Annotated in this window: 24 protein-coding genes and 1 riboswitch; of the genes, 16 read left to right on the forward strand and 8 right to left on the reverse strand. The window is 55.7% G+C overall.

From position 1 onward, the window contains the following. Positions 1–103: 103 nt before the first annotated feature. Together GFB49_RS15200 and GFB49_RS21425 are read left to right on the forward strand one after the other, a co-directional pair. Positions 104–1,339 (forward strand): M10 family metallopeptidase C-terminal domain-containing protein, encoded by a 1,236-nt coding sequence (locus GFB49_RS15200; protein WP_153216778.1) that lies wholly within the window; start codon positions 104–106, stop codon positions 1,337–1,339. Positions 1,340–1,524: 185 nt separating this feature from the next. Then, complete coding sequence (locus tag GFB49_RS21425; protein WP_153216779.1) at positions 1,525–3,291, forward strand: methyl-accepting chemotaxis protein; 1,767 nt, start codon at positions 1,525–1,527, stop codon at positions 3,289–3,291. 51 nt (positions 3,292–3,342) lie between these two features. On the opposite strand, the gene GFB49_RS15210 is transcribed toward GFB49_RS21425, so the two are convergent. Both GFB49_RS15210 and ychF read right to left on the reverse strand, forming a co-directional pair. Then, positions 3,343–4,263, reverse strand: a complete 921-nt coding sequence (locus tag GFB49_RS15210; RefSeq protein ID WP_153216780.1) for a nucleoside hydrolase — start codon at positions 4,261–4,263, stop codon at positions 3,343–3,345. A gap of 135 nt (positions 4,264–4,398) precedes the next feature. Beyond that, positions 4,399–5,496, reverse strand: a complete 1,098-nt coding sequence (ychF, locus tag GFB49_RS15215; protein ID WP_153216852.1) for a redox-regulated ATPase YchF — start codon at positions 5,494–5,496, stop codon at positions 4,399–4,401. Between the two features lie 190 nt (positions 5,497–5,686). Between ychF and GFB49_RS15220 the strand changes: the two genes are divergently transcribed. The 7 genes from GFB49_RS15220 (at position 5,687) to GFB49_RS15250 (ending at position 11,296) form a co-directional block, all read left to right on the forward strand. Then, positions 5,687–6,175 (forward strand): acyloxyacyl hydrolase, encoded by a 489-nt coding sequence (locus GFB49_RS15220; protein WP_153216781.1) that lies wholly within the window; start codon positions 5,687–5,689, stop codon positions 6,173–6,175. A gap of 127 nt (positions 6,176–6,302) precedes the next feature. Further along, on the forward strand, positions 6,303–7,094 hold the full coding sequence (gene trpA, locus GFB49_RS15225) for a tryptophan synthase subunit alpha (protein ID WP_153216782.1): 792 nt from the start codon (positions 6,303–6,305) through the stop codon (positions 7,092–7,094). Between the two features lie 221 nt (positions 7,095–7,315). Continuing rightward, positions 7,316–7,552 (forward strand): hypothetical protein, encoded by a 237-nt coding sequence (locus GFB49_RS15230; protein ID WP_153216783.1) that lies wholly within the window; start codon positions 7,316–7,318, stop codon positions 7,550–7,552. A gap of 132 nt (positions 7,553–7,684) precedes the next feature. Continuing rightward, positions 7,685–7,966: a hypothetical protein gene (locus GFB49_RS15235; protein ID WP_153216784.1), complete on the forward strand. Its 282-nt coding sequence runs from the start codon at positions 7,685–7,687 to the stop codon at positions 7,964–7,966. Positions 7,967–8,269: 303 nt separating this feature from the next. Then, a riboswitch (cobalamin riboswitch) is annotated at positions 8,270–8,494 on the forward strand. Between the two features lie 264 nt (positions 8,495–8,758). Further along, complete coding sequence (locus GFB49_RS15240) at positions 8,759–9,511, forward strand: metal ABC transporter ATP-binding protein (RefSeq protein ID WP_153216785.1); 753 nt, start codon at positions 8,759–8,761, stop codon at positions 9,509–9,511. Then, on the forward strand, positions 9,504–10,406 hold the full coding sequence (locus GFB49_RS15245; RefSeq protein ID WP_214644969.1) for a metal ABC transporter permease: 903 nt from the start codon (positions 9,504–9,506) through the stop codon (positions 10,404–10,406). The genes GFB49_RS15240 and GFB49_RS15245 overlap by 8 nt, the downstream gene beginning before the upstream one ends. Continuing rightward, positions 10,403–11,296 (forward strand): metal ABC transporter solute-binding protein, Zn/Mn family, encoded by an 894-nt coding sequence (locus GFB49_RS15250; protein WP_153216786.1) that lies wholly within the window; start codon positions 10,403–10,405, stop codon positions 11,294–11,296. The genes GFB49_RS15245 and GFB49_RS15250 overlap by 4 nt, the downstream gene beginning before the upstream one ends. Positions 11,297–11,387: 91 nt before the next feature. Here GFB49_RS15250 and GFB49_RS15255 read toward each other — a convergent pair whose 3' ends face one another. Continuing rightward, positions 11,388–11,888, reverse strand: a complete 501-nt coding sequence (locus GFB49_RS15255) for a L,D-transpeptidase (protein ID WP_425505229.1) — start codon at positions 11,886–11,888, stop codon at positions 11,388–11,390. A gap of 284 nt (positions 11,889–12,172) precedes the next feature. Beyond that, positions 12,173–13,090 (reverse strand): LysR family transcriptional regulator, encoded by a 918-nt coding sequence (locus tag GFB49_RS15260; protein WP_343032600.1) that lies wholly within the window; start codon positions 13,088–13,090, stop codon positions 12,173–12,175. Positions 13,091–13,226: 136 nt separating this feature from the next. Between GFB49_RS15260 and GFB49_RS15265 the strand changes: the two genes are divergently transcribed. The 6 genes from GFB49_RS15265 to GFB49_RS15290 are packed head-to-tail and all read left to right on the forward strand — an operon-like array spanning position 13,227 to position 19,547. Then, complete coding sequence (locus GFB49_RS15265) at positions 13,227–14,282, forward strand: dipeptidase (protein WP_214644970.1); 1,056 nt, start codon at positions 13,227–13,229, stop codon at positions 14,280–14,282. Between the two features lie 57 nt (positions 14,283–14,339). Beyond that, a complete protein-coding gene (locus tag GFB49_RS15270; protein WP_425505230.1) occupies positions 14,340–15,923 on the forward strand; it encodes an ABC transporter substrate-binding protein in 1,584 nt (527 codons plus the stop codon). Between the two features lie 60 nt (positions 15,924–15,983). Further along, a complete protein-coding gene (locus GFB49_RS15275; RefSeq protein ID WP_246149753.1) occupies positions 15,984–16,982 on the forward strand; it encodes an ABC transporter permease in 999 nt (332 codons plus the stop codon). Continuing rightward, positions 16,979–17,893, forward strand: coding sequence for an ABC transporter permease (locus GFB49_RS15280; protein WP_153216791.1), 915 nt, complete (start codon positions 16,979–16,981; stop codon positions 17,891–17,893). Before GFB49_RS15275 ends, GFB49_RS15280 begins: the two co-directional genes overlap by 4 nt. After that, complete coding sequence (locus GFB49_RS15285; protein WP_153216792.1) at positions 17,890–18,729, forward strand: ABC transporter ATP-binding protein; 840 nt, start codon at positions 17,890–17,892, stop codon at positions 18,727–18,729. The genes GFB49_RS15280 and GFB49_RS15285 overlap by 4 nt, the downstream gene beginning before the upstream one ends. Beyond that, positions 18,729–19,547: an ABC transporter ATP-binding protein gene (locus GFB49_RS15290; protein WP_153216793.1), complete on the forward strand. Its 819-nt coding sequence runs from the start codon at positions 18,729–18,731 to the stop codon at positions 19,545–19,547. The genes GFB49_RS15285 and GFB49_RS15290 overlap by 1 nt, the downstream gene beginning before the upstream one ends. 75 nt (positions 19,548–19,622) lie before the next feature. Here the strand turns inward: GFB49_RS15290 and nadC are convergent, their stop codons facing one another. From nadC to ectA, 4 genes are all read right to left on the reverse strand, one after another. Next, the gene (nadC, locus tag GFB49_RS15295) at positions 19,623–20,459 is read right to left on the reverse strand and encodes a carboxylating nicotinate-nucleotide diphosphorylase (RefSeq protein WP_153216794.1); all 837 of its coding nucleotides are present in this window, start codon (positions 20,457–20,459) and stop codon (positions 19,623–19,625) included. 209 nt (positions 20,460–20,668) lie between these two features. Further along, positions 20,669–21,073 (reverse strand): ectoine synthase, encoded by a 405-nt coding sequence (locus tag GFB49_RS15300; protein ID WP_153216795.1) that lies wholly within the window; start codon positions 21,071–21,073, stop codon positions 20,669–20,671. A 4-nt stretch (positions 21,074–21,077) separates the two neighbouring features. Continuing rightward, positions 21,078–22,364 (reverse strand): diaminobutyrate--2-oxoglutarate transaminase, encoded by a 1,287-nt coding sequence (ectB, locus tag GFB49_RS15305; protein ID WP_153216796.1) that lies wholly within the window; start codon positions 22,362–22,364, stop codon positions 21,078–21,080. 66 nt (positions 22,365–22,430) lie between these two features. Then, positions 22,431–22,961 (reverse strand): diaminobutyrate acetyltransferase, encoded by a 531-nt coding sequence (ectA, locus tag GFB49_RS15310; protein ID WP_153216797.1) that lies wholly within the window; start codon positions 22,959–22,961, stop codon positions 22,431–22,433. 216 nt (positions 22,962–23,177) lie between these two features. Between ectA and GFB49_RS15315 the strand changes: the two genes are divergently transcribed. After that, positions 23,178–23,654, forward strand: a complete 477-nt coding sequence (locus GFB49_RS15315) for a MarR family winged helix-turn-helix transcriptional regulator (RefSeq protein ID WP_153216798.1) — start codon at positions 23,178–23,180, stop codon at positions 23,652–23,654. Positions 23,655–23,669 lie beyond the last annotated feature (15 nt).

A 23,669-nucleotide genomic window follows, 5' to 3' on the forward strand; every position in this document is an offset into this window, starting at 1 on the left:
TTAAGACATTTTTAAGATCTCCAGCCACTATGTTGGAACTGTTACCCAACACCCCTCTTAACCATTGTTATTATTGAAAATAATCTAGAACAGGATTAACAAAATGCCCACAACGCTTATCGGTACCGCATACCGCATCGACGGGGTCGAGCTTGGCCAGAACGACATCATTTCTGCCGGCACAACCTTGACCGCAGTTGAATTGATGACTGTTGACCAGGACAGCAACGACTTCATTGTCATTCCAGAGTCCGTCATCTTTGAAGGCACAGTAAACGAGACCGTCTTGAGCGAAGCTGAAGCCATCGACTTCTTTGTCGACGGTGTCCAGATCGCTTCTGAATCTCCTACTTATGAGTTCGTGAGCCTCAGCACCGACGCAGGAACTGTCTTTGGCATCACTTTCTCCGCTGGTGGCGACACCTACTTCCTGCCGCGCAACGACTTTGCGGTTGATGGCATCACCACCGTGACTGCAGATTCGAAGATTCGCGCCAATGATGTAGCCTTTGACCAGCTGGACTTTGGCCTGCTGCCTCCGGGCGCGAGTGCATTCGAAGGCCGTGTCTTTGGCTCTGGCGCCATCGACGCACCAGGTCTGGGCACCACACGTACCGTGATTGACACAGACGACACCCCGTTCAACGGTGGCGAAAGCACTGAAATCAACCCGTTCAACGCCGAAGTTCTGGTTCGCGTAACCTTTGCAGACGGTGCTTCGATTTCGGGTGTTCAGGCCTATCAATCGGGCGGTATTGATTTTGTGAACAACCAGAATGTTGATACACGTGCCTATGCTGTAGAAGTCGCCGCAATCGAAGATGCAGGCTACACCCTGAACGACATCGTTAGCGCCGATTTCCAAAGCTTCACCAGCCACGATCTGTCCTACGCTGACATCGGCTTCACCACCGATGGTGTTGTAGAGATCAATGAAGATCCAGCACCGACCCCGGATCCAGAGCCCACGCCTGAGCCGGAAACCATTGTCATCACCGGCACTGGCGGACGTGACACTCTTGTTGGCACCAATGCGGATGAGACCTTTATCTCTGGTGCTGGCAACGACAAGCTGACTGGCGGCGCAGGTGCGGATACCTTTGTGTTTGGTGCGGATGCAGCAAATGGTGATCGCGAGCGTGACGTCATCAAAGACTTCGATGCAGCCGAAGACACTATCGTGCTGGAAGACGGTGTGGGCATCCGCAACGTGTTTGAACGCAATGGCGATCTGCACATCCAATTGGACGGCGGCGACCGTGACCGTGTGATCGTGCGCGACGCGGACGACAGCCTTGTCGAAGACATCGTCTTTGTCGCGGATGATTTCCTCGTCTAAGCAAAAGACCTTTACAATCTGCCTAGTGCGTTCTGCGCACTAGGTTTTCTGATTTGCTCAGACACTGAACCGTTTTGCCGGGGCTTGATCAGTGGCTATTTGCCGAATATTTACTCTCATCCGCTAGCTTGGGGCCAGGTCGAGGGCTTTCTGCCCTCCTGAGTTTTGACCCAAGGTGAAGCGTAATGGGATTTTCCGCACGGTCGTTGATGTTCAAATTCGCGGCTCCTGTTCCAATGTTGATACTGGCTTGCGTCATCGCAGGTTTCTTTGTCGTGCCTAAGCTGATTGAGCAAACGGTCATCGCGCAGGCCACCACAACAACATTGCAAAGTGCCCATCAAATCCGGACGCTGCTGGGTGATTCCGACACGCTCTCCAGCGATGATTTGGAGCTTTTTGACGGAAGTTTTTCGATTTCTGTGCATTCCCAACAGGAAATCACCGCAAACCCGGCGCTGGTTGCACTGCGTGACGCCATATCTCTCAGTAAAACCGGTTATGTGAGTCAGTATTCACAAATAGATCAGATCCATAAATTGCGGATTTTGTTACCGGTTTCTCCCACGCAAGCTGATGGCGCGATGATCGACGTCAGCCGCCAAATAGATGACGCAATTGCCGCTGCCGCACGATTGGCCTGGGTTTTTCTAGCTGGATTGGCAGCTTTGGGGGCAACAGCACTCGCGAGTTCGGTGTTGACTGCCCGGTCAGTTGTCCGCTCGGTCGAAGCCATCTGTGCTGATGTCAACGAAATGGCATCTGGCAACCTCGACCTAGAGATTGCGACTGCAGAACGGGCAGATGAAATTGGCAAAGTTGGACGTGCATTGATCTCGCTTCAGGCAGACCTCTCCAAAGCTCAGCAGGCCGAGGGCGCGCGGAGCGAATTGCAAGAGCAACAGGCTTTTGTTGTCAGCCGCCTGCGGGAAGGCCTGAATGCGATGGCCAAAGGGGATCTGACTGTGGTGATCTCGGAAACCTTTCCAGAAGATCACGAACAGCTGCGCCGCGATTACAACCGCACCGTGGAAACGCTGTCGGAAACCATGCATGAGATTGTGGAAACCTCAAACAACATCCGCAATGGCGCATCCGAAATTTCCGCCGCATCTGATGATCTGGCGATGCGCACCGAAAGCCAGGCGGCCACGTTGGAAGAAACCTCTGCAGCCCTGGATGAGCTGACAGGCAGCGTGCGCACCGCCGCCGAAGGCGCGCGTGATGTGGAAACCACGATGGGCGATGCTCATTCGGTCGCACAGAGCAGCGACAACGTGGTGAAACGCGCAGTTGATGCCATGAACGAGATTTCGGACAGTTCAAACCAGATTGCAAAAATCATCACGGTCATTGACGATATCGCCTTCCAGACCAATCTCTTGGCACTGAATGCCGGGATTGAAGCCGCGCGCGCAGGTGAAGCGGGACGCGGGTTTGCGGTGGTCGCCGCAGAAGTGCGCGCATTGGCCCAGCGATCGTCAGACGCGGCGATGGAGATCAAAGACCAGATTGGCAACAGTGGTGAACAGGTCGAAAACGGCGTGCGTCTTGTCGGCGAAAGCGGCGGTGCCCTATCCGCCGTGGTGGGTCAGGTCAGCCACATCTCAGACTTGATCTCGGGCATCGCTCAAGCTGCAGAACGCCAGTCCACTGGTCTCAATGAGATCAACGTTGGCGTACTTCAGCTGGATCAGGTGACCCAACAGAATGCCGCGATGGTCGAAGAGTCCACTGCAGCCAGCCATCTGTTGAAAAACGAGGCCGCGAAACTGGCCGAGCTGGTCGCGCATTTTGACATCGAACGCCGCTCTAACGGTGAAATCTTCTTGTTCGACCTTGATGCCCCAGAAGAAGAAGTCCCGGATGTACCTCCAGTTCCCCAAACCTCAGCCAAGATTGCTCAACTGGCCGCAGGTGGCGGGGCCAGCCGCGAGTGGCAGGACTTCTGATCCCACGACTAGTCCCAATGGTTTTGAAATCCACGAATTTGGGCAGTTGCCCTAAGGCAAAAGGGCCAACCGTTTCATAAACTGCGTTTTGACCACGTCCGACTTCACGGCCATACACACTTGAACCGGATCACGTCCGCTGTCTGGATCTGCCAGAGTGGCACCCGAAGTCTCCCCGTCGCATGATACGACGACGGGGACTTCTCGTATCTCGAAATGTTCGGGGTGCGTTGCTGCGATGATGGCCGAGGGATCATGCATGCCACAGCCATTAAGCCCCGCAACCTCAAGGTAGAACTTGATGTAGAAATGGGACATATCCTGCAGCATCCCGCCCAATTCGGGGGATTGCGCGGCCATGGCCTCAAAATCATCCGGAGTGCACAGGATGCGATGGGTCACGTCCAACCCGACCAAGACAACCTTTGCCCCGCCCTGGACGACAATATCCGCCGCATGCGGATCGTGATAGATATTGGCCTCGGCATGGGGGGTGATGTTGCCGCCCTCTTCCAAAGATCCACCCATGATGACGATCTTTTTCACATTCGCCACAAAATCCGGGTCGCGCTGCATGGCAATTGCAATATTGGTCAGCGGCCCGATGGGGCAGACAACCAGCTCACCCTTGTGCGCGCGCGCCATGCGGATCAGGAAATCCGCCGCGTCCTCATCCACCGCTTTGCCTTTGGGCTCAGCCGCGGGAATATCGCCAAAGCCTTCATCGCCATGCACATTCAACGAAGGCGGAAACGGCGGCAGAACCAACGGTTTTGCGGCGCCTTCTGCCACAGGCACATCCTCCAAACCGGCGGCCTCCAGCAAGCGCAAGGCGTTGCGCGTGGCCATTGTGTTGGTCACATTGCCAAAGATTGTGGTCAGACCCAGCAGCTCGATATCCGATGCCGCCGCCGCGTAAAAGATCGCCATGGCATCGTCAACGCCAGGATCAGTGTCAATGATCATCTTCATGTCTTGTCCTTCCAAACCGGCCGCAGCCTCGACAAGATCGCAGATTTGCACGGTTTTCACCCAGTCTTCAATCGCAAAAGAAAAGACGCGCCCCGCTCTGGGACGCGTCGTACAAAGCATACATGAACACTGGGATCAGGTGTTGAAAAGGAAGTGCATCACATCGCCATCCTGCACGATGTAGCTTTTGCCTTCCGCGCGCATCTTCCCGGCGTCCTTGGCCCCAGATTCGCCGTTTCCTGCGACGTAATCCTCATAGGCGATGGTTTCCGCGCGAATGAAGCCTTTTTCAAAATCACCGTGAATGACGCCCGCCGCCTGTGGGGCTGCAGTGCCTTTGGTGATGGTCCAAGCTCGGGCTTCTTTGGGCCCAACGGTGAAATAGGTTTCCAGCTGCAACAGCTCATAACCAGCACGGATCAAGCGGTCGAGCCCGGCTTCGGCCAGCCCCATTTCCTCAAGGAACATGGCCGCTTCATCGGGTTCCAGCTGGCTGATCTCTTCCTCGATCTGGGCAGAGATGATCACATGGCTGTTGCCTTGCTCCGCCGCCATCTCAGCCACGCGTTTGGAATAATCGTTGCCTTCCACGCTTTCGCTTTCGCCAACGTTGCAGACATAAAGCACCGGTTTGGTGGTCAAAAGCTGCAGCATATCCCAGGCTTTTGCGTCCTCGGAGTCTACTTCGACCAGACGTGCAGGTTTGCCATCTTCCAGCATGGCCTGCGCTTCGGCCAGCAAGCGGTCCTGCTGCTGGGCTTCCTTGTCGTTGCCTTTAAGCTTGCGCACCAGATTGGCGCGGCGCTTCTCGATGCTTTCAAGATCGGCCAGCATCAGCTCGGTCTCGATGGTTTCCGCATCCGCCACCGGATCCACGCGATCTTCCACGTGAGTCACGTCCTTGTCCTCGAAACAGCGCAGAACATGAGCGATGGCGTCAACTTCGCGGATATTGGCCAGAAACTGGTTGCCAAGTCCTTCGCCTTTGGACGCGCCTTTGACCAGACCCGCAATATCCACAAAGGTCATCCGCGTCGGGATGATCTGGGCCGAGCCTGCGATTTGCGCCAGCGTGTCCAGACGTGCGTCCGGCACGCCCACATCACCGACATTAGGCTCGATCGTACAGAACGGAAAATTGGCCGCCTGCGCCGAGGCGGTTTTGGTCAATGCGTTGAACAGTGTTGACTTGCCCACATTGGGCAGGCCCACGATTCCCATTTTAAAGCCCATCTCGGCCTCCTGATGCCATTTGGGTGCCGCTTCTAGGCACCTAAGTCCCAAGGCGCAAGCATTGCGCACGATCTGTGGCCTACACAGGACAATCGGCGACATAATCATCACCAGATCGTCATCCCTCTTTTTGTTGAGCGTTTATTTGCCTATATGCTGGCCGGTACAACAAAAACACGACGAGGGCGTGATGAAATCTTTGCTGATAGGCGCTGTAATGGCCGCAGCCGTCGCAGGCACCGCGCAGGCGCAATCTTTGGTCTTTGGTCTGGGGCAATCCGATTATTCGGAAACCGGATCCGAAGATGGCATTGTCTTTGAGGTGGAACTGCACGGTGATTCCTTTTTTGAACGTGGCAATTTCTCAGCTGGCTGGGGTGGTGTTGCATCTGTTCAAGAGACCGGAGACGCATTCATCGGCGGCGGTCTGGTTGGCACCTTCCAATTGCGCAATCGTTGGTTCATTGAAACCAGTGTGATGCCGGGCGCCTATTTCGAAAGCGAAGAGGGCAATGATCTGGGCTCCACGTTTGAGATCCGCAGCCTGTTGGGTGTCGGTCGGACCCTGAACAACGGCAATGCGATCTCATTGTCTGTGTCCCACAAATCCAACGCCTCCACAGCAGAGCGTAACCCCGGTGTGAACTCTGTGACCTTGCGTTGGCACAAACCGCTCTGACCCAACGCACAAAAAGGCCTTGCGTTGCATACATTCCGGGCCTTTCCAGCGGGTTCTGAGCGACCGGGATTGATTTCCTGTCCAAGTTTCGGCACATCAGTCCAGAACAAGGAACAAAGGCACGCTCATGACCCGCATCGACGCCAAATTCGCAGCCCTTCAAGCCGCTGGCAAAAAAGCATTTGTCACCTATGTGATGGCGGGCGACCCCGATTTCGACACCTCGCTTGAGATCGTCAAGGGCCTGCCGGATGCGGGTGTCGACATCATTGAGTTGGGTCTGCCGTTCACAGATCCGATGGCAGATGGTGCAACCATCCAATTGGCGGGACAGCGCGCCCTGGAAGCCGGGATGACGTTGGAGCGCACGCTGGATCTGGCACGCGAATTCCGCAAAACCGATGATACAACGCCGATTGTTTTGATGGGCTATTACAACCCGATCTATAACCGTGGTGTGGACCAGTTCCTGATCGACGCCAAAGCGGCCGGTATTGACGGACTGATCGTCGTTGACCTGCCCCCCGAAGAAGACGAAGAGCTCTGTATTCCGGCCCAGGCTGCGGGTCTGAACTTTATCAGACTGGCAACCCCAACCACGGACGATGCCCGCCTGCCCCGCGTCATGCAGAACACGTCAGGCTTTGTGTATTATGTGTCGATCACCGGCATCACCGGCGCTGCCGAGGCACAAGCCGCGGATGTGGCGCCCGAAGTGGCACGGATCAAGGCCGCAGGCGATCTGCCTGTTATTGTCGGCTTTGGCATCAAAACTCCTGAAAACGCCCAATCCATCGCCGCGATTGCAGATGGGGCTGTTGTGGGCAGTGCCATCGTGAATGAAATTGCCCAAGGCAAGCCGGTGAAAGAGGTGCTGTCTTTTGTCGCCTCTTTGGCGGATGGCGCACATCGCGGCTGACCCCAAGCCCTAATCTGTTTCGAACACAGTCTGATTCTAACGCCACCTGCCCAAAGCCGGTGGCGTTTGTCGTTTTTGGTTAAAACTCTGGGGTTCCTATCCCAAAGGATAGGTTGAACCGCCGCACATACCCTTTGGCGCAGTCCAGAATACCTTCGCTCCCCGATCTTTTATCGAAAAATGTAGCATACTGTGGGCACAGGATGTGTAGGAGATCGGAAATGGATAAGCTTTGGATCAGCGCTTTGGTCGGTGCCCTCACCGGCGGGTTCACCTCCTCCATATGTGTGGTGGTATTTTCGATGCCGCTGTGGAGCTTGATGGTCATTTACCCGTTGATAGGGCTTGCAACTTTCGGCGTGATCTATGGCTTGTGGCGTCACCTTGAGGCACCGAGCATCCAACCCCAGGACGGGTTTGGCGACAAACTGGTTTATGCTGATCTGCTCCTAAAATGACGTCTCAGCTTGCGCGGGTAAGCAATCCTTCACGAGTATCAATAGAGTTTTAAAAGAAGTGTCGATAGCTTTCCCTTGCCGAAAAGGGTCCGCTTATCGTTAGTGTTATTAGGGTGAAGACCGAAAGGTTGAATGGGTGAAAACATGGCGTTTTTTGGTTTAGCAAGTGGAATGTTTTTTGGTGCAATCGCATCATTTGTGGCGTGTTTTGTGTACGGCCTACCGTTGTGGATGGGGTTGGTAACCTATTCTGCCTGCGGTGTTTTCACCACCATGGCCGTTACTACGGCGCTTTACATGCGCAGCGATAGCGACGATGGCAGCGGCAGCATGTCCCGCTTTAACGAAGACAAAAGCGATGCAGAATGGCTGGCAGCCCTTAACGGCGAAAGCAAAGGGCAAAAAGTGGCCTGACGGTATCATGGGGTTCGCCTTTGAATGACGTGCGAACCCGGATTTCAAGTCAAAAGCAGAATTTTAGTGAAACTGGGCTGCATTGCTCGATCGGTTGCAAAAAGCCGAGCGAGCTTGCGCCCAAAACGCTTGAAATCCTATAAGTTAATAAAGCTCAGACCAAAACCAGGCTAAGCGCCGAACCAACAAAGCAGCGACAACAGACCAGTTCCATTCTTTGAAAGGCACCCGTTTCAAGGAGTGCCACCACTCCGAAATTGGAACCGCCGGTTTTTGAAAACCTTGACGGCCGCATCGCAGTGACGGTAAGACGCCTTAGATGGTTCTCGAAGACCAAGCTTCGGAGAGATGAAATGGGAATACGGTGAGGTGTAGCCATCAGGCGCCGAATCCGTAACTGCCCCCGCAACTGTAAGTGGCGAGCGACCCCGATTAAACCACTGGGCCACCGATGACGGTGTGGCCTGGGAAGGTCTGGGAAAGCAATGATCCACAAGTCAGGAGACCTGCCATCACGGGCGTTTTTAACGTCGTGATTTCAACTGACCCAGGCGGGGTGTCCTGGTGGGAGCCATTTATGTTCGACCTACGAACCGTTGATCTGTTTCGGCCTCTTACGTTGCCCCCGCTACCGCGGAGGCAAATATGCAGGTTTCAAAATCCCAAGTTCCGTCTGAGCCGAATCTCACGAAACTGACCTTCTGCCTAACCAGTATGAGCACTGCCTCGCTGGTTGGAAGCGCTGTTGCAGCATCTGCCGTCTTGTGGCTGTGCATTGTTGTTGTGTTGTAAATGGCGGACTTGCTGAAAATCCGGAACCTTGCGCTTGGCTACCCCGGTCTGACCTTGTTTCGTGGTCTGTCAATGGACGTGACCCAGGGGACAAGTCTTGCCGTACTGGGCGCCAATGGGTCAGGGAAAAGCACATTTGTCAAAATGCTGCTGAACTTGATCGACCCGCTGGCGGGCAAACTGAGCTGGCCAAACGGACGCCCTTCTGAGGTTGGATACCTTGCCCAGTTAACAGAGTTCGACCGGCGGTTTCCCTTGCGCGTGCGTGATCTTGTTGCCATGGGAGCCTGGAAAGGCTTTGGCCTGCGCGGGCATCTGAGCGCTGAAACCCACGACAAAATAACATCCGCCCTGGAGGCAACCGGGGTATTGGAAATCGCGGACCGCTCGCTTCACACATTGTCCGGTGGACAATTGCAACGTGCTTTGTTCGCCCGTGTCATTATGCAAGACACACCGCTGATCCTGCTGGATGAACCCTTTGCCGCGGTGGACCAAAACACCGAAGCACATCTGTTGACGCTGATTGACCGATGGCGTGACGAAGGCCGCGCGGTCATCCTGGTCGTGCATGACTTGTCGTCTGTACTGGACCGCTGCGACCACGTTTTGCTGCTCGGCGGCGGCACGGCAAGCTTCGGCCCGGTGCGAGACATTCTGACGCCCGAGCGCCTTGTTTCACAAAAATATCTATCCGAAAGCCAAGCCGCCTGGATGTTTCCAGAGGCCAGCCGGGAGGCGGCGCATGATTGAACTTCTGATCGAAATGTGGAGCTTTGCTTTTATGCAACGCGCCATTGTTGCGACAACGGTCTTGTCGGCATCGGTTGCCCCGGTTGGCACCTTCCTTGTTCTGCGACGTCTTTCGCTGGCCGGTGAGGCGATGGCCCATGCGATTACACCGGGTGTGGTTATCGGCTTTGTTGTGGCCGGGCTCTCTGTGTTCTCATTGCTGATTGGCGGGGTGATAGCCGGAGGTGTCGCCGCCGTGCTCACTGCGCTTTTGGCTCGAAAAACCATCCTGCGCAGCGATGCAAGCCTTGCGTCGATCTATCTGATTGCACTGGCGGCCGGGATATTCATCTTGTCCGCTGCAGGCTCTGCCGTGCCACTCAAAAGCTTTCTGTTTGGATCCATTCTTGGCATCGATGACGCTTCGATGATCCTGATCGGAGCGGTGGCAACTGTGACCCTGGTGGCCTTTGCTTTCCTGCTGCGCCCTTTGATCATCAGCACCTGCGATCCGGTGTTTTTCGAAGCCCAGACCAAGCGCCCGCTGCTTGTCGAACAAGCCTTTATGCTTTTGCTGGTGCTCAACCTGATCGCAGCGTTCAAGACCCTGGGCACGCTGATGGCCGTTGGGTTGATGATCTTGCCCGCGACCACCGCGCGGTATTGGTCAAGCACGATCACAGGGCAATTGGGGCTGACTTTTGTCTTTGCCCTATCCAGTTGCTGGGTTGGCTTGACGCTTTCCTATTTCTTCCCGGAAACGCCGTCTGGGCCAGCCATTGTGCTGACGGCTGGCGGGTTTTTCTTGGTGTCGGTCCTTTTGGGACCCCATGGGTTTGGGGTGCGGCTGCGCAAAACCACGCCCCAATCGACTTCGTCTATTGTGCAAACTCCAACAGAAAAGAGTCCTCAATGAGTTTTAACAAGAAAATCACCACAGGGTTGGCGTCTGCCGTCTTGGCGCTGGCGACTTTGCCGGCATTTGCTCATGACATGAAAGTGGTGGCCAGCTTCTCGATCTTGGGCGATATGGTCGAACAGGTGGTTGGCGAACATGCAGACGTCACCACAATTGTGGGGCCGGACGCGGATGCGCATGTTTATCAACCTTCTGTCGCGGACGCCAAAGCGGTTGCCGAAGCGGATGTGATTTTTGTCAACGGGCTGGGCTTTGAAACCTGGTCAGACACGCTTATCGCCGAATCCGGCAGCGACGGCGCAGTGTTTGTTGCGACCAAAGGCATCACGCCGGTACTGGTCGAAGGCGAAGCAGATCCGCATGCGTGGAATGCACTGACCAATGGCGTAATTTATGTCCAAAACATTTCCGCGGCCATGTCCGAAGTCATGCCGGATCACGCTGCTGACTTCCAAGCCAATGCGGATGCCTATATTGCACAGCTTACGGCTCTTGATGCGAAAACCAAAGCCAGCCTGTCACAATTGGACGCTGATGCGCGTACCGTGGTCACCGCCCATGATGCCTTTGGGTATCTGGCCGATGCCTATGGGCTCAACTTCCTGGCGCCTGTCGGGATCGACACCGAAGCCGAACCCTCCGCAAAAGAGCTTGCTGCGTTGATCAAACAGCTGCGCGAAGAAAAAGTGGCAGGACTCTTTGTTGAGAACATCACCAGCCCTGTTCTGGTGCAACAAATTGCCGAAGAGACCGGTATCAAAATCGGGGGGCGTTTGTTCTCGGACGCGCTGTCCGAGCGGGGTGGCCCTGCGACCAGCTACTTGGCCATGTTCCAGCACAACTTGGACACATTGCTGGCGGCCCTGACCAACAAAGGGTCCAGCTGATACGCTGTTTGATGTAAGGCGCGGTCTCTTGCGCCTTACGCTTCCCTCCCGGTCAACAAAGTTGCCGGACTTTTCGGATCGAAACCGTCCGTCAAATCACGGTCACAGTTGTGCCAACGGGAACCCGTTCATAAAGATCGGCAACATGCGCGTTGGACAGGCGAATGCAGCCATTGCTGACCGCGCTTCCAATGGTTTCAGGACGGTTTGTCCCATGGATACGAAAATACGTATCAACCCCATTTTGATAGAGATAAAGCGCGCGCGCACCCAGAGGATTTTCTGGCCCGCCGGGCTGGATGTATTCGTTGTCGACAAACTTTGAATAGGCGCGCGGATCGCGTTTGATCATTTCCGGTGTCGGCCGCCAACTTGGCCATTCGCGCTTGCGTTCAATGATCGCAGACCCGGTAAACTCCAAACCGGCTTTGCCGACTCCGACACCATAACGGATCGCCCGGCGCGGCTTTACCACAAAATACAAATAGAACGACCGTGGAACGACAAGGATTTGTCCGATGTCCTCTTGCTTTTTGATCTTTACAATCTGTGGGGTTGGATCAAACGGTTTTGGTTCAGCGGCTTCCAACATTGGCGGTCGCCACGAAAGAGCGATTGCACAAGAGGATGTTGTGACAAACTGGCGTCTGGAAAACATGGAGCAACCCGAACTTACAACACAAGACCACATTAGTTTTAGAACACATAAGTCTTAAAGCCAGCGAAACATTTTTGCGTAGGCACAGAAAAAGTGAAAGTTACTGGTCAGCATCATGCGGCGCAGGCCGCACAGAATGTTTTTTTACGTTGAGTTGCGGCACTGGCCACCTCATCAGTTGGATTAAAGTGTCACGCGCAACAGCGCCCTCTGGGCACCTAACCTTTTTCCGAAAACCGGTCATTTGGCGTGTAAAGCCGAAGGTGCCGCATAAAAGCGCGCGCGATCCGCGGCACGGGGCGCGTATCTGCCACCATAAAGTTCACCCGATAGGTGATCGGCGCGATAAAGGGTCGGAACTCAAGCCGCTCTGGTTTGCGGTAGTGGATTGGAAACGGGTTGACGACCGAAACCCCAAGTCCCGTGCTGGCAAACTCCGCCGCCGCAAAACTGGTTGAGACCTCGGCCACCAAATGCACCCGGCTTTGTGCCTGTGCGAGGATCCGGTCCAGCTGGCCGCGCCGTGTCTGTCGCGGTAGAAAAGTGATCAGATCCTGCCCGTCCAGATCCGCCGGGTGGATTTCCTCACGTTCAGCCAGCGGGTGATCGCGCGCCATAGCACAAACGGCTCGCGCGCTGCGAAAAGGAAGCTGTTTTAACCCGGCGCGGCTGTAATCCACGCTGCACAGTCCAAGGTCCGAGCGCTGTTCCAGCACAGCACGGGCGACCTCTTCCGAGGTTCCAACTTCCAAGCGAACGTAGAAATGCGGGTTCATTTGCAGAAAGCGCCCAATTTGGTCTACCAGAAACGTATGGGCAAAGGATGGCGGCGCGTGCAGATGCAGCGTTTCTTCCACCGGCTCGGATGTGCCATCGATCAAATCCAGCGCGTCGAACAGGCTATCCAACCTTCGATTTAGCGTCATTGCCTCTTGGGTCGGCGTCAGCCGTCCGGACGTACGCTCAAAATATGTGCGCCCCATCCGCGCCTCTAACGAAGAAATCGAACGCGAGATCGCCGACTGGGAAACCCCCAGGCTGGCCGCTGCAGCCGTCGCCGTTCCCGTTTGTATCAAGGCTCTGAGGGCTTCGTATTCAGGAATGGAATGCCATGATTTCCCCGAAATTTTCTCCACCAAAACAGCACCCTTCCCGTTAACAATAAAAAGCTGACTAAACCTATGAGTTTTTATCATAGCATTTTTTCTGGCCTATGCGCAGGTCGATGATGAACAGTGACGGCTATTGGATCCAAAATCTTCAGGATGGATGATGCGCTGCGTATTTGACGGGCATAATGATGTTCTTCTTCGGCTTCTACAGTCTGGCGGCCGTACGGCTTGCGAAAGCTTCCTGACAGGTCGAGACGACGCATTGGATCTGCCAAAAGCGCAGAAAGGTGGCTTTGCCGGCGGGTTCTTTGCGCATTTTGTCCCATCGGCGACGGATCTGGACGACAAACTCTCGGCGATGTCAGCGCCGCAATACGACCTGGAACTGCCAGACCCAATTGATTGGGAAGATGCGGTGGCTGTGGTTATGGAACAGGCCGCGATCCTATTGGATCTGGAACGGCTTGGGGCCGTGAAAATCGTGCGCAGCGTTGCTGATATTCACACCGCGATGGAACAGGGAAAGATCGCCGCGATCTTTCACATCGAAGGTGCTGAAGCCATTGATGCGGATCTGCACAGCCTTGATCTGTTTCACGCCGCCGGTCTGCGCTCCCTTGGGCCGGTGTGGAGCAGACCCACGATTTTTGGCGAAGGCGTCCCATTTCGGTTTCCGTCAAACGGAGACATCGGTGCGGGTTTAACCGGTCATGGCAAACGATTGATCCGGCGCTGCAATGCCTTGGGGATCCTGGTGGATTTGTCCCATTTGAACGAGGCAGGTTTTTGGGATGTGGCGCGCCTGTCGGATGCGCCTTTGGTTGCGACACATTCAAACGCCTATGCCGTCACCCCGCATTCCAGGAACCTGACAGATGACCAATTGCGCGCCATTGCGGACAGCGACGGGATGGTAGGTTTGAATTTTGCCACCGCCTTTCTGCGCGATGATGGTAAGATGGATGCAGCGACACCGATATCTCAAATGCTGGTCCACCTGGACCATATGATCGAGATCTTGGGTGAGGATCGCGTGGGCCTCGGCTCAGACTATGACGGGGCGATGGTCCCCGAGGCGCTGACAACGGTCGCCGACCTGCCGCACCTCACCGAGGCGATGACCGCCCATGGATATGACGCCGCTTTGATTGACAAGATTTGCCACAAGAACTGGTTACGGGTTCTGGCAAAGACCTGGGGTGAGCCAGCGCGCTGACCCCCAAAAACCAAGAACACAAAATGAAAACCAATTCAGGAGAGGATTAATCCAATGATGAAGCATTTGCTGGCCAGTGCCGCGTTTGGGATCGCGGTCATGTCAGGCCCTGCGGCCTTTGCGGAGACACCGCCAAATATGCTGGTGGTCGCCATGCGGATCGACGACATGATCACGCTTGACCCTGCCGAAAGCTTTGAATTTGCGGGCGGCGACGTGTCGCGCAACATCTATATGAAGCTGGTCAATTTTGATCCGCTGGATCTGGACGCCGGGTTCAAACCGGAAATCGCCGAGAGCTGGACCATTTCCGAAGATGGCACCCAGATCACCTTTACCATTGCTGAGGGCCTGAAATTCCACTCGGGCAATCCGATCACCGCCGAAGATGTGGAGTTCTCGCTCCAGCGCGCTGTCTTGCTGAACAAAACACCGTCTTTCATCCTGACCCAGTTCGGCTTCAATGCCGACAACGTGGCCGAGACGATCAAAGCCGATGGCAATACCGTCACCATCACAACCGACAAACCCTATGCGGCGTCTTTTGTTCTGAACTGCCTGACCGCCACCATCGGCGGGATCGTCGACAAGCAATTGGTCATGGCCAATGAAGTCGATGGCGACATGGGCAATGAATGGCTGAAAACCAATACCGCCGGTTCAGGCGCTTATTCGCTGGCCAGCTGGAAACCCTCCGACAGTGTGACGCTGACGGCAAATGCCGATTACTATCGTGGCGCGCCCGCAATGAAGCGGGTGATCATCAAACACGTCCAAGAAAGCGCCTCGCAACGTCTGCAGCTTGAAAAAGGCGACATTGACGTCGCGCGCAACCTCAACCCCGAGGATGTGGCCGGTGTCCTGAAAGCAGACGGCGTCAAAGTTGTGGACGAGCTGAAGGGCCGTCTGATGTATCTGTCCCTGAACCAGTCGCATCCCGCCTTGTCCAAGCCCGAGGTGCGTCAGGCCTTTAAGTATCTGATCGATTATGAGGGAATGACCAATTCCTTCCTCAAGGGCCAGTATACCGTTCAACAGAACTTCCTGCCGCAAACCTATCTGGGCGCGTCCAGCGAGAACCCGTTCTCGCTCGATATCGAGAAGGCCAAAGCCCTGTTGGCAGAGGCTGGTGTTGACGGGCTGGAACTGACGGTCGGCGTGCGCGAAGCGCAGGAACGTCTGGAAATTGCACAAAGCTTCCAAAACAACGCCGCCGAAGCGGGGATCAAACTGAACCTGACGGTTGGTACCGGCAAGCAGATCCTGGGCCAGTACCGGGCACGCGAATTGGACATTTATCTGGGCGCATGGGGCCCGGACTATCCGGATCCGCACACCAATGCAGGCACCTTTGCGTTTAACCCTGACAACTCGCTTGAGGCCAAGGCGACCGGCCTGCTGGCGTGGCGCAACGCTTGGGACACCGGCGGGCTCACCTCTAAAACGGCATCAGCTGTGATCGAGAATGACACCGAAAAACGCGCAGCATTGTATGACGACATTCAGGCCGAGTTCCGCGAGACTTCACCGTTTGTGATCATGGCCCAGCAGATCGAGCAGAACGCCATGCAGGACGATGTGACCAACTTCTCGGGCGGTCAGGCGATCACCTCTGCCTCTTATTGGCAGGTCACCAAGTAAATGTCACAAGTGGACGTTTCACAGGGGGGGCGCCATCTGGCGCCTCTTCTCCCAAAGCTTATGAAGGCTGCCTCGACCGTGGGCAGCATCGCCATCACCATGTTGGGGCTGTTGTTCGTCACCTTTGTGATCGGCCGGGTGATGCCCATTGACCCTGTGTTGGCGGTGGTTGGCGAACGCGCCAGCCAAGAGGTCTATGATCAGGTCTTTATCGACATGGGTCTGGATCGGCCTATTTTGGTGCAGTTTCTTTATTACCTTGGCGACGTGCTGCGTGGTGATTTTGGCGACAGCGTGCTGACAGCGCGCCCGGTATCGCAGGACATCGCGCGGGTTTTTCCCGCAACAATGGAGCTTGCCACTTTGGGTGTGGTGCTTGGCGTTGTCTTGGGCGTGCCCATGGGCGTAGCCGCCGCCGTGTTTCGCGGCCGCCTGATCGACCAGATTGTCCGCGTCCTGACATTGGCAGGGTATTCCATGCCGATTTTCTGGCTGGGCATGATGGGGCTGTTGCTGTTTTACGGCATCCTCGGCTGGGTCGGCGGACCAGGCCGGTTGGATATCTTCTTCGAAGACATCGTCCCAACGGTGACCGGCATGATCATGGTGGACAGCCTGATTGCTGGCGATTGGGATGTCTTTGCCAATGCGTTTTCCCATATCATTCTGCCAGCCTCCCTATTGGGATATTACTCCCTGGCCTATATTGCGCGGATGACCCGGTCGTTCATGTTGGAGCAACTGAGCGCCGAATATATCACTGCCGCCCGGATCAAGGGCTTGTCGGAATGGCAGGTGGTCTGGCGCCATGCATTCCGCAATATCCGGGTGCAGCTGATCACGGTGATCGCGCTGTCTTATGCGAACCTCCTCGAAGGCTCTGTTCTGACCGAGATCGTCTTTAGCTGGCCCGGCATCGGCAGTTACATCACCACCGCCCTTCTGAGCGCCGATATGAACGCGGTTCTGGGTGGAACCGTTGTGGTGGGGCTGATTTTTGTGTGCCTCAATATCCTTTCCGATCTTCTGTATCGGCTTTTTGATCCGAGGGCGAAATGACCGACGCAACATGGAAAGACTGGCTTTTGTCAGACGCGCCGCGCTCTCGTGGGCAAGCCCGATTGGCGGGTTTGTATCAAGGCTGGCTCAAACTCAGCCGCAACTGGATGGCCATGGTAGGTCTGGGCATTTTGGTGGTGTTGGTCATGGTCGCAATGTTTGCGCCCTTGCTGGCCCCTCATGACCCTTTTGCCCAGGACCTGTTGTTGCGCCTGAAACCAATTGGGTTTGAAGACCATCTGTTGGGAACCGACAGCCTGGGGCGGGATATCCTGTCGCGTCTGATCTACGGCAGCCGCATCACACTTTATATTGTGGCCTTGGTCACCTTGATTGCCCCGGTTGTGGGGTTGTTGGTTGGCACTGTCGCCGGGTATCTGGGCGGTTTCGTGGACGCCACCCTGATGCGGATCACCGATGTGTTTCTGGCCTTTCCCCGGCTGGTTCTGGCCTTGGCCTTTGTCGCAGCTCTGGGCGCGGGGATCGAGAATGCGGTTCTGGCGATCTCGCTGACGGCCTGGCCGCCTTATGCGCGCATGGCGCGAGCCGAGACACTGACAATCCGCAACTCTGACTTTATTGCGGCCATCCGCCTGCAAGGTGCGGGGCCATTGCGGATATTGGTCAAACATATCTGGCCCCTGTGTTTGTCGTCCCTGATCGTGCGCATCACGCTGGACATGGCTGGGATCATTCTGGCGGCTGCGGGGCTCGGCTTCCTTGGCCTTGGAGCACAGCCACCCAGTCCGGAATGGGGCGCCATGATCTCGGAAGGGCGACGGTTCATTCTGGACCACTGGTGGGTTGCAACCCTGCCCGGTTTGGCGATCTTCACCGTCTCCCTGGCCTTTAACCTGTTGGGAGACGGCCTGCGCGATGTGCTGGACCCCAAAGACGGAGGCAGCCAATGACGCTTCTTTCAGTCAAAGACCTGCGGGTCTCTTTCCCGACACGCCAGGGCCGGTTCGAAGCTGTGCGCGGTGTCTCATTTGACCTTGGCCGCGAACGGCTTGGGATTGTGGGTGAAAGCGGTTCTGGCAAATCCATGACCGGACGGGCGATCCTGCGACTGATCCGCAAACCCGCAGAGGTCACGGCCAGCCACATCAACTTTGACGGCCGCAACCTGTTGGACTGTTCCGAACGTGAGATGCGCCGCATCCGCGGCAGTCAGATCTCGATGGTGATGCAGGATCCAAAATTCTCGTTGAACCCGGTGATGACCGTGGGCCAACAGATTGTGGAATCCTACCGGATGCACAATCGCGCCAGCCTCAAGGAAGCGCGCGCCAAAGCGTTGGAGATGTTAAACGCCGTTTCCATCCGCGAGCCCGAACGGGTTATGGACACCTATCCCCATGAAGTGTCGGGCGGGATGGGGCAACGGATCATGATTGCCATGATGCTGGTTGCAAACCCACGCCTTCTGATCGCGGATGAGCCGACCTCTGCGCTGGATGTCTCTGTGCAGCGACAGGTTCTGTCCATCATGGATGGGCTGGTCCAACAACGCGGGATGGGGCTGATTTTTATCAGCCACGATCTGAACCTTGTGTCGGAATTCTGCGATCGGGTTTTGATCATGTATGCCGGGCGCGTGGTGGAAACCTGTGCGGCCGATCAGCTGCACAATGCCCGCCACCCTTATACCCAAGGCCTGTTGAATTCTTTGCCGCGATTGGATCAACCTCGCCGTCATCTGGATGTCCTGACCCGCGATGTGGCCTGGGCCGAGGAGGTTCTGTAATGGACGCAATCACGATCAAAGACCTGGACATCTGGTTTGGCGCAGGTCCCACGCGGGTTCTGGCCGTCAAAGGGGCAGACATTACCGTCGCGGCCGGTGAAAGCTATGGGCTGGTCGGCGAAAGTGGGTCGGGCAAATCCACGATCTTGCGCGCGCTGACAGGGCTTGTCCCCACGTGGTCCGGAGAGATGACGCTGGGCGGGCAGCAGATGGTCCCGGCCAAGCGTCGCGACCGCAGCTTTTACAAACGGGTGCAGATGGTTTTCCAAGACCCCTATGCCTCGCTCCATCCACGTCAATCGGTGGATCAAGTGCTGAGCGAGACCTTGTATCTGCACGGTATGGACAACATCAACACGCGCGTGGAAAAACTGCTCTCGGACGTGGGTCTGGGTCCAAAGTTCCGGTTCCGATACCCGCATCAGCTGTCGGGTGGTCAACGCCAGCGGGTTGCAATCGCGCGCGCTTTGGCCGGGGAACCCGACATTCTGTTGCTGGATGAGCCCACATCCGCATTGGATGTCTCTGTCCAGGCTGAGATCTTGAACCTGTTGACAGATCTGCGGGCGGAACGTGGTCTGACTTACCTTATGGTCAGCCACGACCTGGCCGTCATTGCCCATATGTGTGACCGTCTGGCCGTTATGCGAGCTGGCGAAACGGTCGAGGTTCTGAGCGCCGAAGATTTGCGTGCCTCTCGCGCCAATCACCCCTATACACAGGCTCTCATGGCCAATTCAGCCGGTACAACCGGCACGCCGCAACCCCTTGAGTCGGAGACATCGCAAACTCTAATGCCTGCAGCCAATTCGGTTTAAGCCCGCCGTTCAAACGCATCTGGCGCAAGGCTTTCAGATATTCTGCTTGCGCCAGGCGCCTCTTGGACTGCCCAATCAGGCTTCGTCCAAACCAATATCAACACAAGGTGCAGACTGGGTAATTCGGCCAACCGAGATGAAATCCACACCCGTTTCCGCTTTTTGGCGAATAGTATCCAACCGCACGCCGCCAGAGCATTCCAGCGGCACCCGCCCCGCGACCCAGGCGACCGCCTCTCGCATGGCGTCATTGGTCATATTATCCAACATGATCACATCTGCGCCTGCTTCCAAGGCTTCTTGAACCTGCTCAAAGCGGTCACATTCCACTTCGATCTTGGTCAAAACCGGCGCTTTAGCCTTGGCCCGGGCAACAGCCGCCGCAATGGAGCCCGCCACCGCGATATGGTTGTCCTTCAACATAATGCCATTATCAAGGCCAAGCCGGTGATTGCGCCCCCCACCACATGTCACCGCGTATTTCTCTAACATCCGCAGACCGGGTGTGGTTTTACGTGTGTCCACCAAAAAAGCACCCGTGCCTTCGATCTCTTGGACATATTGTGCTGTGACGCCCGCGATACCTGACATGCGCTGGATCAGGTTCAATGCAACACGTTCAGCCGTCAGCAGGGCCTGGGCATTGCCGGTGATTTTGGCAAATGTCGTGCCAGCCGCAATCTGCGCCCCGTCTTTGTACTGCGCCTCAAAGCTGCAATCTGGATCCAACCTTTTGAAAATACGTTCAGCAATAGGAAGGCCCGACAGAATGATGTCTTCACGTGCATTCATCGCAAATGTCGCCACCGCATCATCTGCCACCATAATTCTGGCTGTCAGATCAAAGTGATTGCAATCTTCATCCAACCAAAGCTCGATCAATTGATCAATTTTGCGCATGTCGATCAGCATAGGAACATCCTCACTTTTTGTGCCGCGGCGCGTACCAAGGTAGGATCATTCAGCCCGACCTCAGCAGTCCGGCTCGATTGATAGAGCATGACAGCCCAAGCCGCCACCGTAGATCGATTTAAAACGCACGTGGATGTGCGACAGGGATGCCGCCGACTTTTTGACCGCATCCCCTGAAAATGTCGTTATACTATCGGGCAAACGTTGGATCAGGCTGTTTCCAAGTCTTCAGCAGCGGCGTAAGAGCCATCTTCGCGATGCACTTCCTTCCCGGTGACAGGCGGATTAAAACAACACGCCATAACAAGCTCTTCTTCGGCGCGCAGGATATGGCGATCATGCTTATCCAGCGCGTACATGACGCCAGGTTTGATATAATGTGTTTCTCCGGTCGCAATGTCAGTGATCGAACCGGTTCCCTGCATACAGTACACACTCTCGAAGTGATTTTTGTATTCAAATGTGTGCTCAGAACCCGGCTCCAGGAAGGTGATGTGGAAGGAAAACCCCATGCCATCCTCTGCAAGCAGCATACGTACGCTGCTCCACTCGGCGTCCGACACAACGCGGTTGCGTTCTCTTTCAATGATTTCGTTAAAATCGCGTACAATCATAGTCTTACTCCGCGGCGGTTTTGTGTGTATTTGCAACGTCCTGCGCCGCACCGATCAGGATATCCAATCCGGCTTTCAGGGTTTCGTCAGGGGTGGTCAGCGGGGCCAGGATCTTGATGACTTCATCCTCCGGACCGGAGGTTTCGATGATCAGTCCTCGCTGAAAGGCGCGCGCGCATATGTCGCCAGCCAGCGCGCCGCTGCCAACGTCGACACCGCGCATCATGCTGCGCCCCTTGAGCTGCGCACAGGGAACCAAATCTGCGATGGTCTGTAGGCCGTCTTCGACCAGTTGTGCCCGGCGGGAAATGTCGAGTTGAAACTCATCGCTGGCCCAGAACTTCTCCAAGGCAGCGCGTGCCGTGACAAAAGCGTGGTTGTTGCCGCGAAAGGTGCCATTGTGTTCAGCCGGGCCCATCACGTCATACTCGGGTTTTACCAGGACCAGCCCCATTGGCAGGCCAAAGCCCGAGATGGATTTGGCCAAGGTGACGATGTCCGGAGAAATGCCCATGTCGTCGAATGAGAAGAACGTTCCTGTACGACCACAGCCCGCCTGCACGTCGTCGATAATCAGCAGCGCGCCAGCCTTTTTGGCTAGCTCTGCGATCCGCTGCAGCCAGGGGCGGCTTGCAACATTCAACCCGCCTTCGCCCTGTACGGTTTCAAGGATTATCGCAGCCGGTGCATCCAGACCGCTGGAGCGATCGTTGAGCATCGCTTCCAAGAAATCAGCGGTATCGCCGCAGCCGGCGAAATAACCATCATATGGCATTCTGGTCACCCCATTCAGCGTCGTGCCCGCACCACCACGGTGGTAGCTGTTTCCCGTCGCCGCCAAGGCACCCTGGGTGACGCCGTGAAAGCCATTGGTGAAGGCGACGATATTGCTTCGGCCGGTAGCTTTGCGGGCGATTTTCATTGCGGCCTCGACGGCGTTTGCACCCGTCGGCCCGGTAAACATGAGCTTGTGAGACATGCCACGCGGGGTCAGTATGTGCTCTTCAAACGCCGTGATAAATTCGGCTTTTGCATCGGTGTGCATGTCCAACCCGTGCGCAACACCATCCGCCTGGATGTGTGCGATCAGCGCGTCTTTCAGGTCTGGGTCATTGTGGCCATAGTTCAAAGACGAACAGCCTGCGAGGAAATCGATGTAGCGTCTTCCATCACTGGATGTCATTTCCGAGCCTTGGGCAGAGGTGAAAACCGCGTCAAACCCCCGGCAATAGCTGCGCGCATCAGATTCACGGCGCGTGAATATGGAAACTTCGGACGGGTTCGTCGACATACGACCTCTCTTAGGTTTAGGCGAATGGGTGAAAAAAAGACCGCTCAGCACAGAAGGACGCATGACCTAAGCCGCAAGTTGCGCGCGTTTGGCCAGCGGGATGGTGACCAAATACTCGGTCTTGTGTTGCTCCTGAAAATGCTGTGCCTGCGTATAATAGGGCACACTCTCCAGCTTCTGGTTCTGAAGGCGTGAGAACTTGCGGAACAATGCCCAAGAGGCTGCATTGTCGGCGGTTATGGTCGTCTGAAGACGGGTAACCTCTTTGCACTGCGGACGGTTCAGGATGCTCTGCAGCATCAAGCCGCTCAGCCCCTGCCCCCGTGCAATTTCAGAAACAGCAACCTGCCAAACAAAAAGTGTATCGGGCTCATTTGGCATAACATAGGCAGAGACCCAGCCAACAATCTCGCTCGAGATTTCAGCCAATACGCAGGTGTCAGCAAAGTGGTCGCATTGCAGCATATTGCAATACATGGAGTTTTCGTCGAGTGGGCGGCAAGATCCGACCAGTTTCCAAATCTCCGCTCCATCTTTGGCGGAGGGCTTCCGCAGGGATGGAACATCGACGCGCATAGGGTGAGCGGGGTGTTGCATAGGCGGCTCCTTTCGCTTCGGCTATCGAAGTAACATGAAAGTCAAACAACTTCAACAAGCGAAGCATTAAGGCTGCCATATGCCAATTTTAACCAATTTTTACTACGAATACCGATGCAAATCTTCAATTTTTCGCTTTGATTTACAAAGTTAGTTTGAATTTGCCCGCCAGACACAAAGGTCATAATATTCGGTCATCAAAGGATTGGAGGCAATTTGGACCGTATCGATAGTAGCTTGATTGCTCTCAGACGGATTGTGCGCGCAACGGAATTATTCGGGCGCAAAGTGCGTCAGTCCACCGGCATCACGCCTTCTCAATTTCGCGTTCTGCAAATCATCGCAGAGCAGGGCTACACCACAGCCAAAGCCATTTCGCTGCGCATGCGGGTGTCGCAGGGAACTGTCACATCTCTCGTGGATAAGCTGGTCCGTGACGGGCTGGCGGTGCGAGAGAAGTCAGCCCAAGATCGGCGGCAAACCAACATTGTTCTCACTGACGCTGGACGCACAGTGCTGAGCGACGCCCCAGACCCGCTACAGCAACGATTTGTGCGCAAGTTTGCGGCGATGGAGGACTGGGAGCAAGCCATGTTGGTCGCAAACCTCGAACGCGTGGCAGCGATGCTGGATGCGGAAGACATGGACGCGTCTCCGGTCTTGGACACAGGCGAGATCCGACCCGCCGAATAGCATGTCACTCTAGGA

The sequence above is a fragment of the Tritonibacter litoralis genome (assembly GCF_009496005.1).
In the GTDB taxonomy this organism is placed as follows: Bacteria; Pseudomonadota; Alphaproteobacteria; order Rhodobacterales; family Rhodobacteraceae; genus Epibacterium; species Epibacterium litoralis.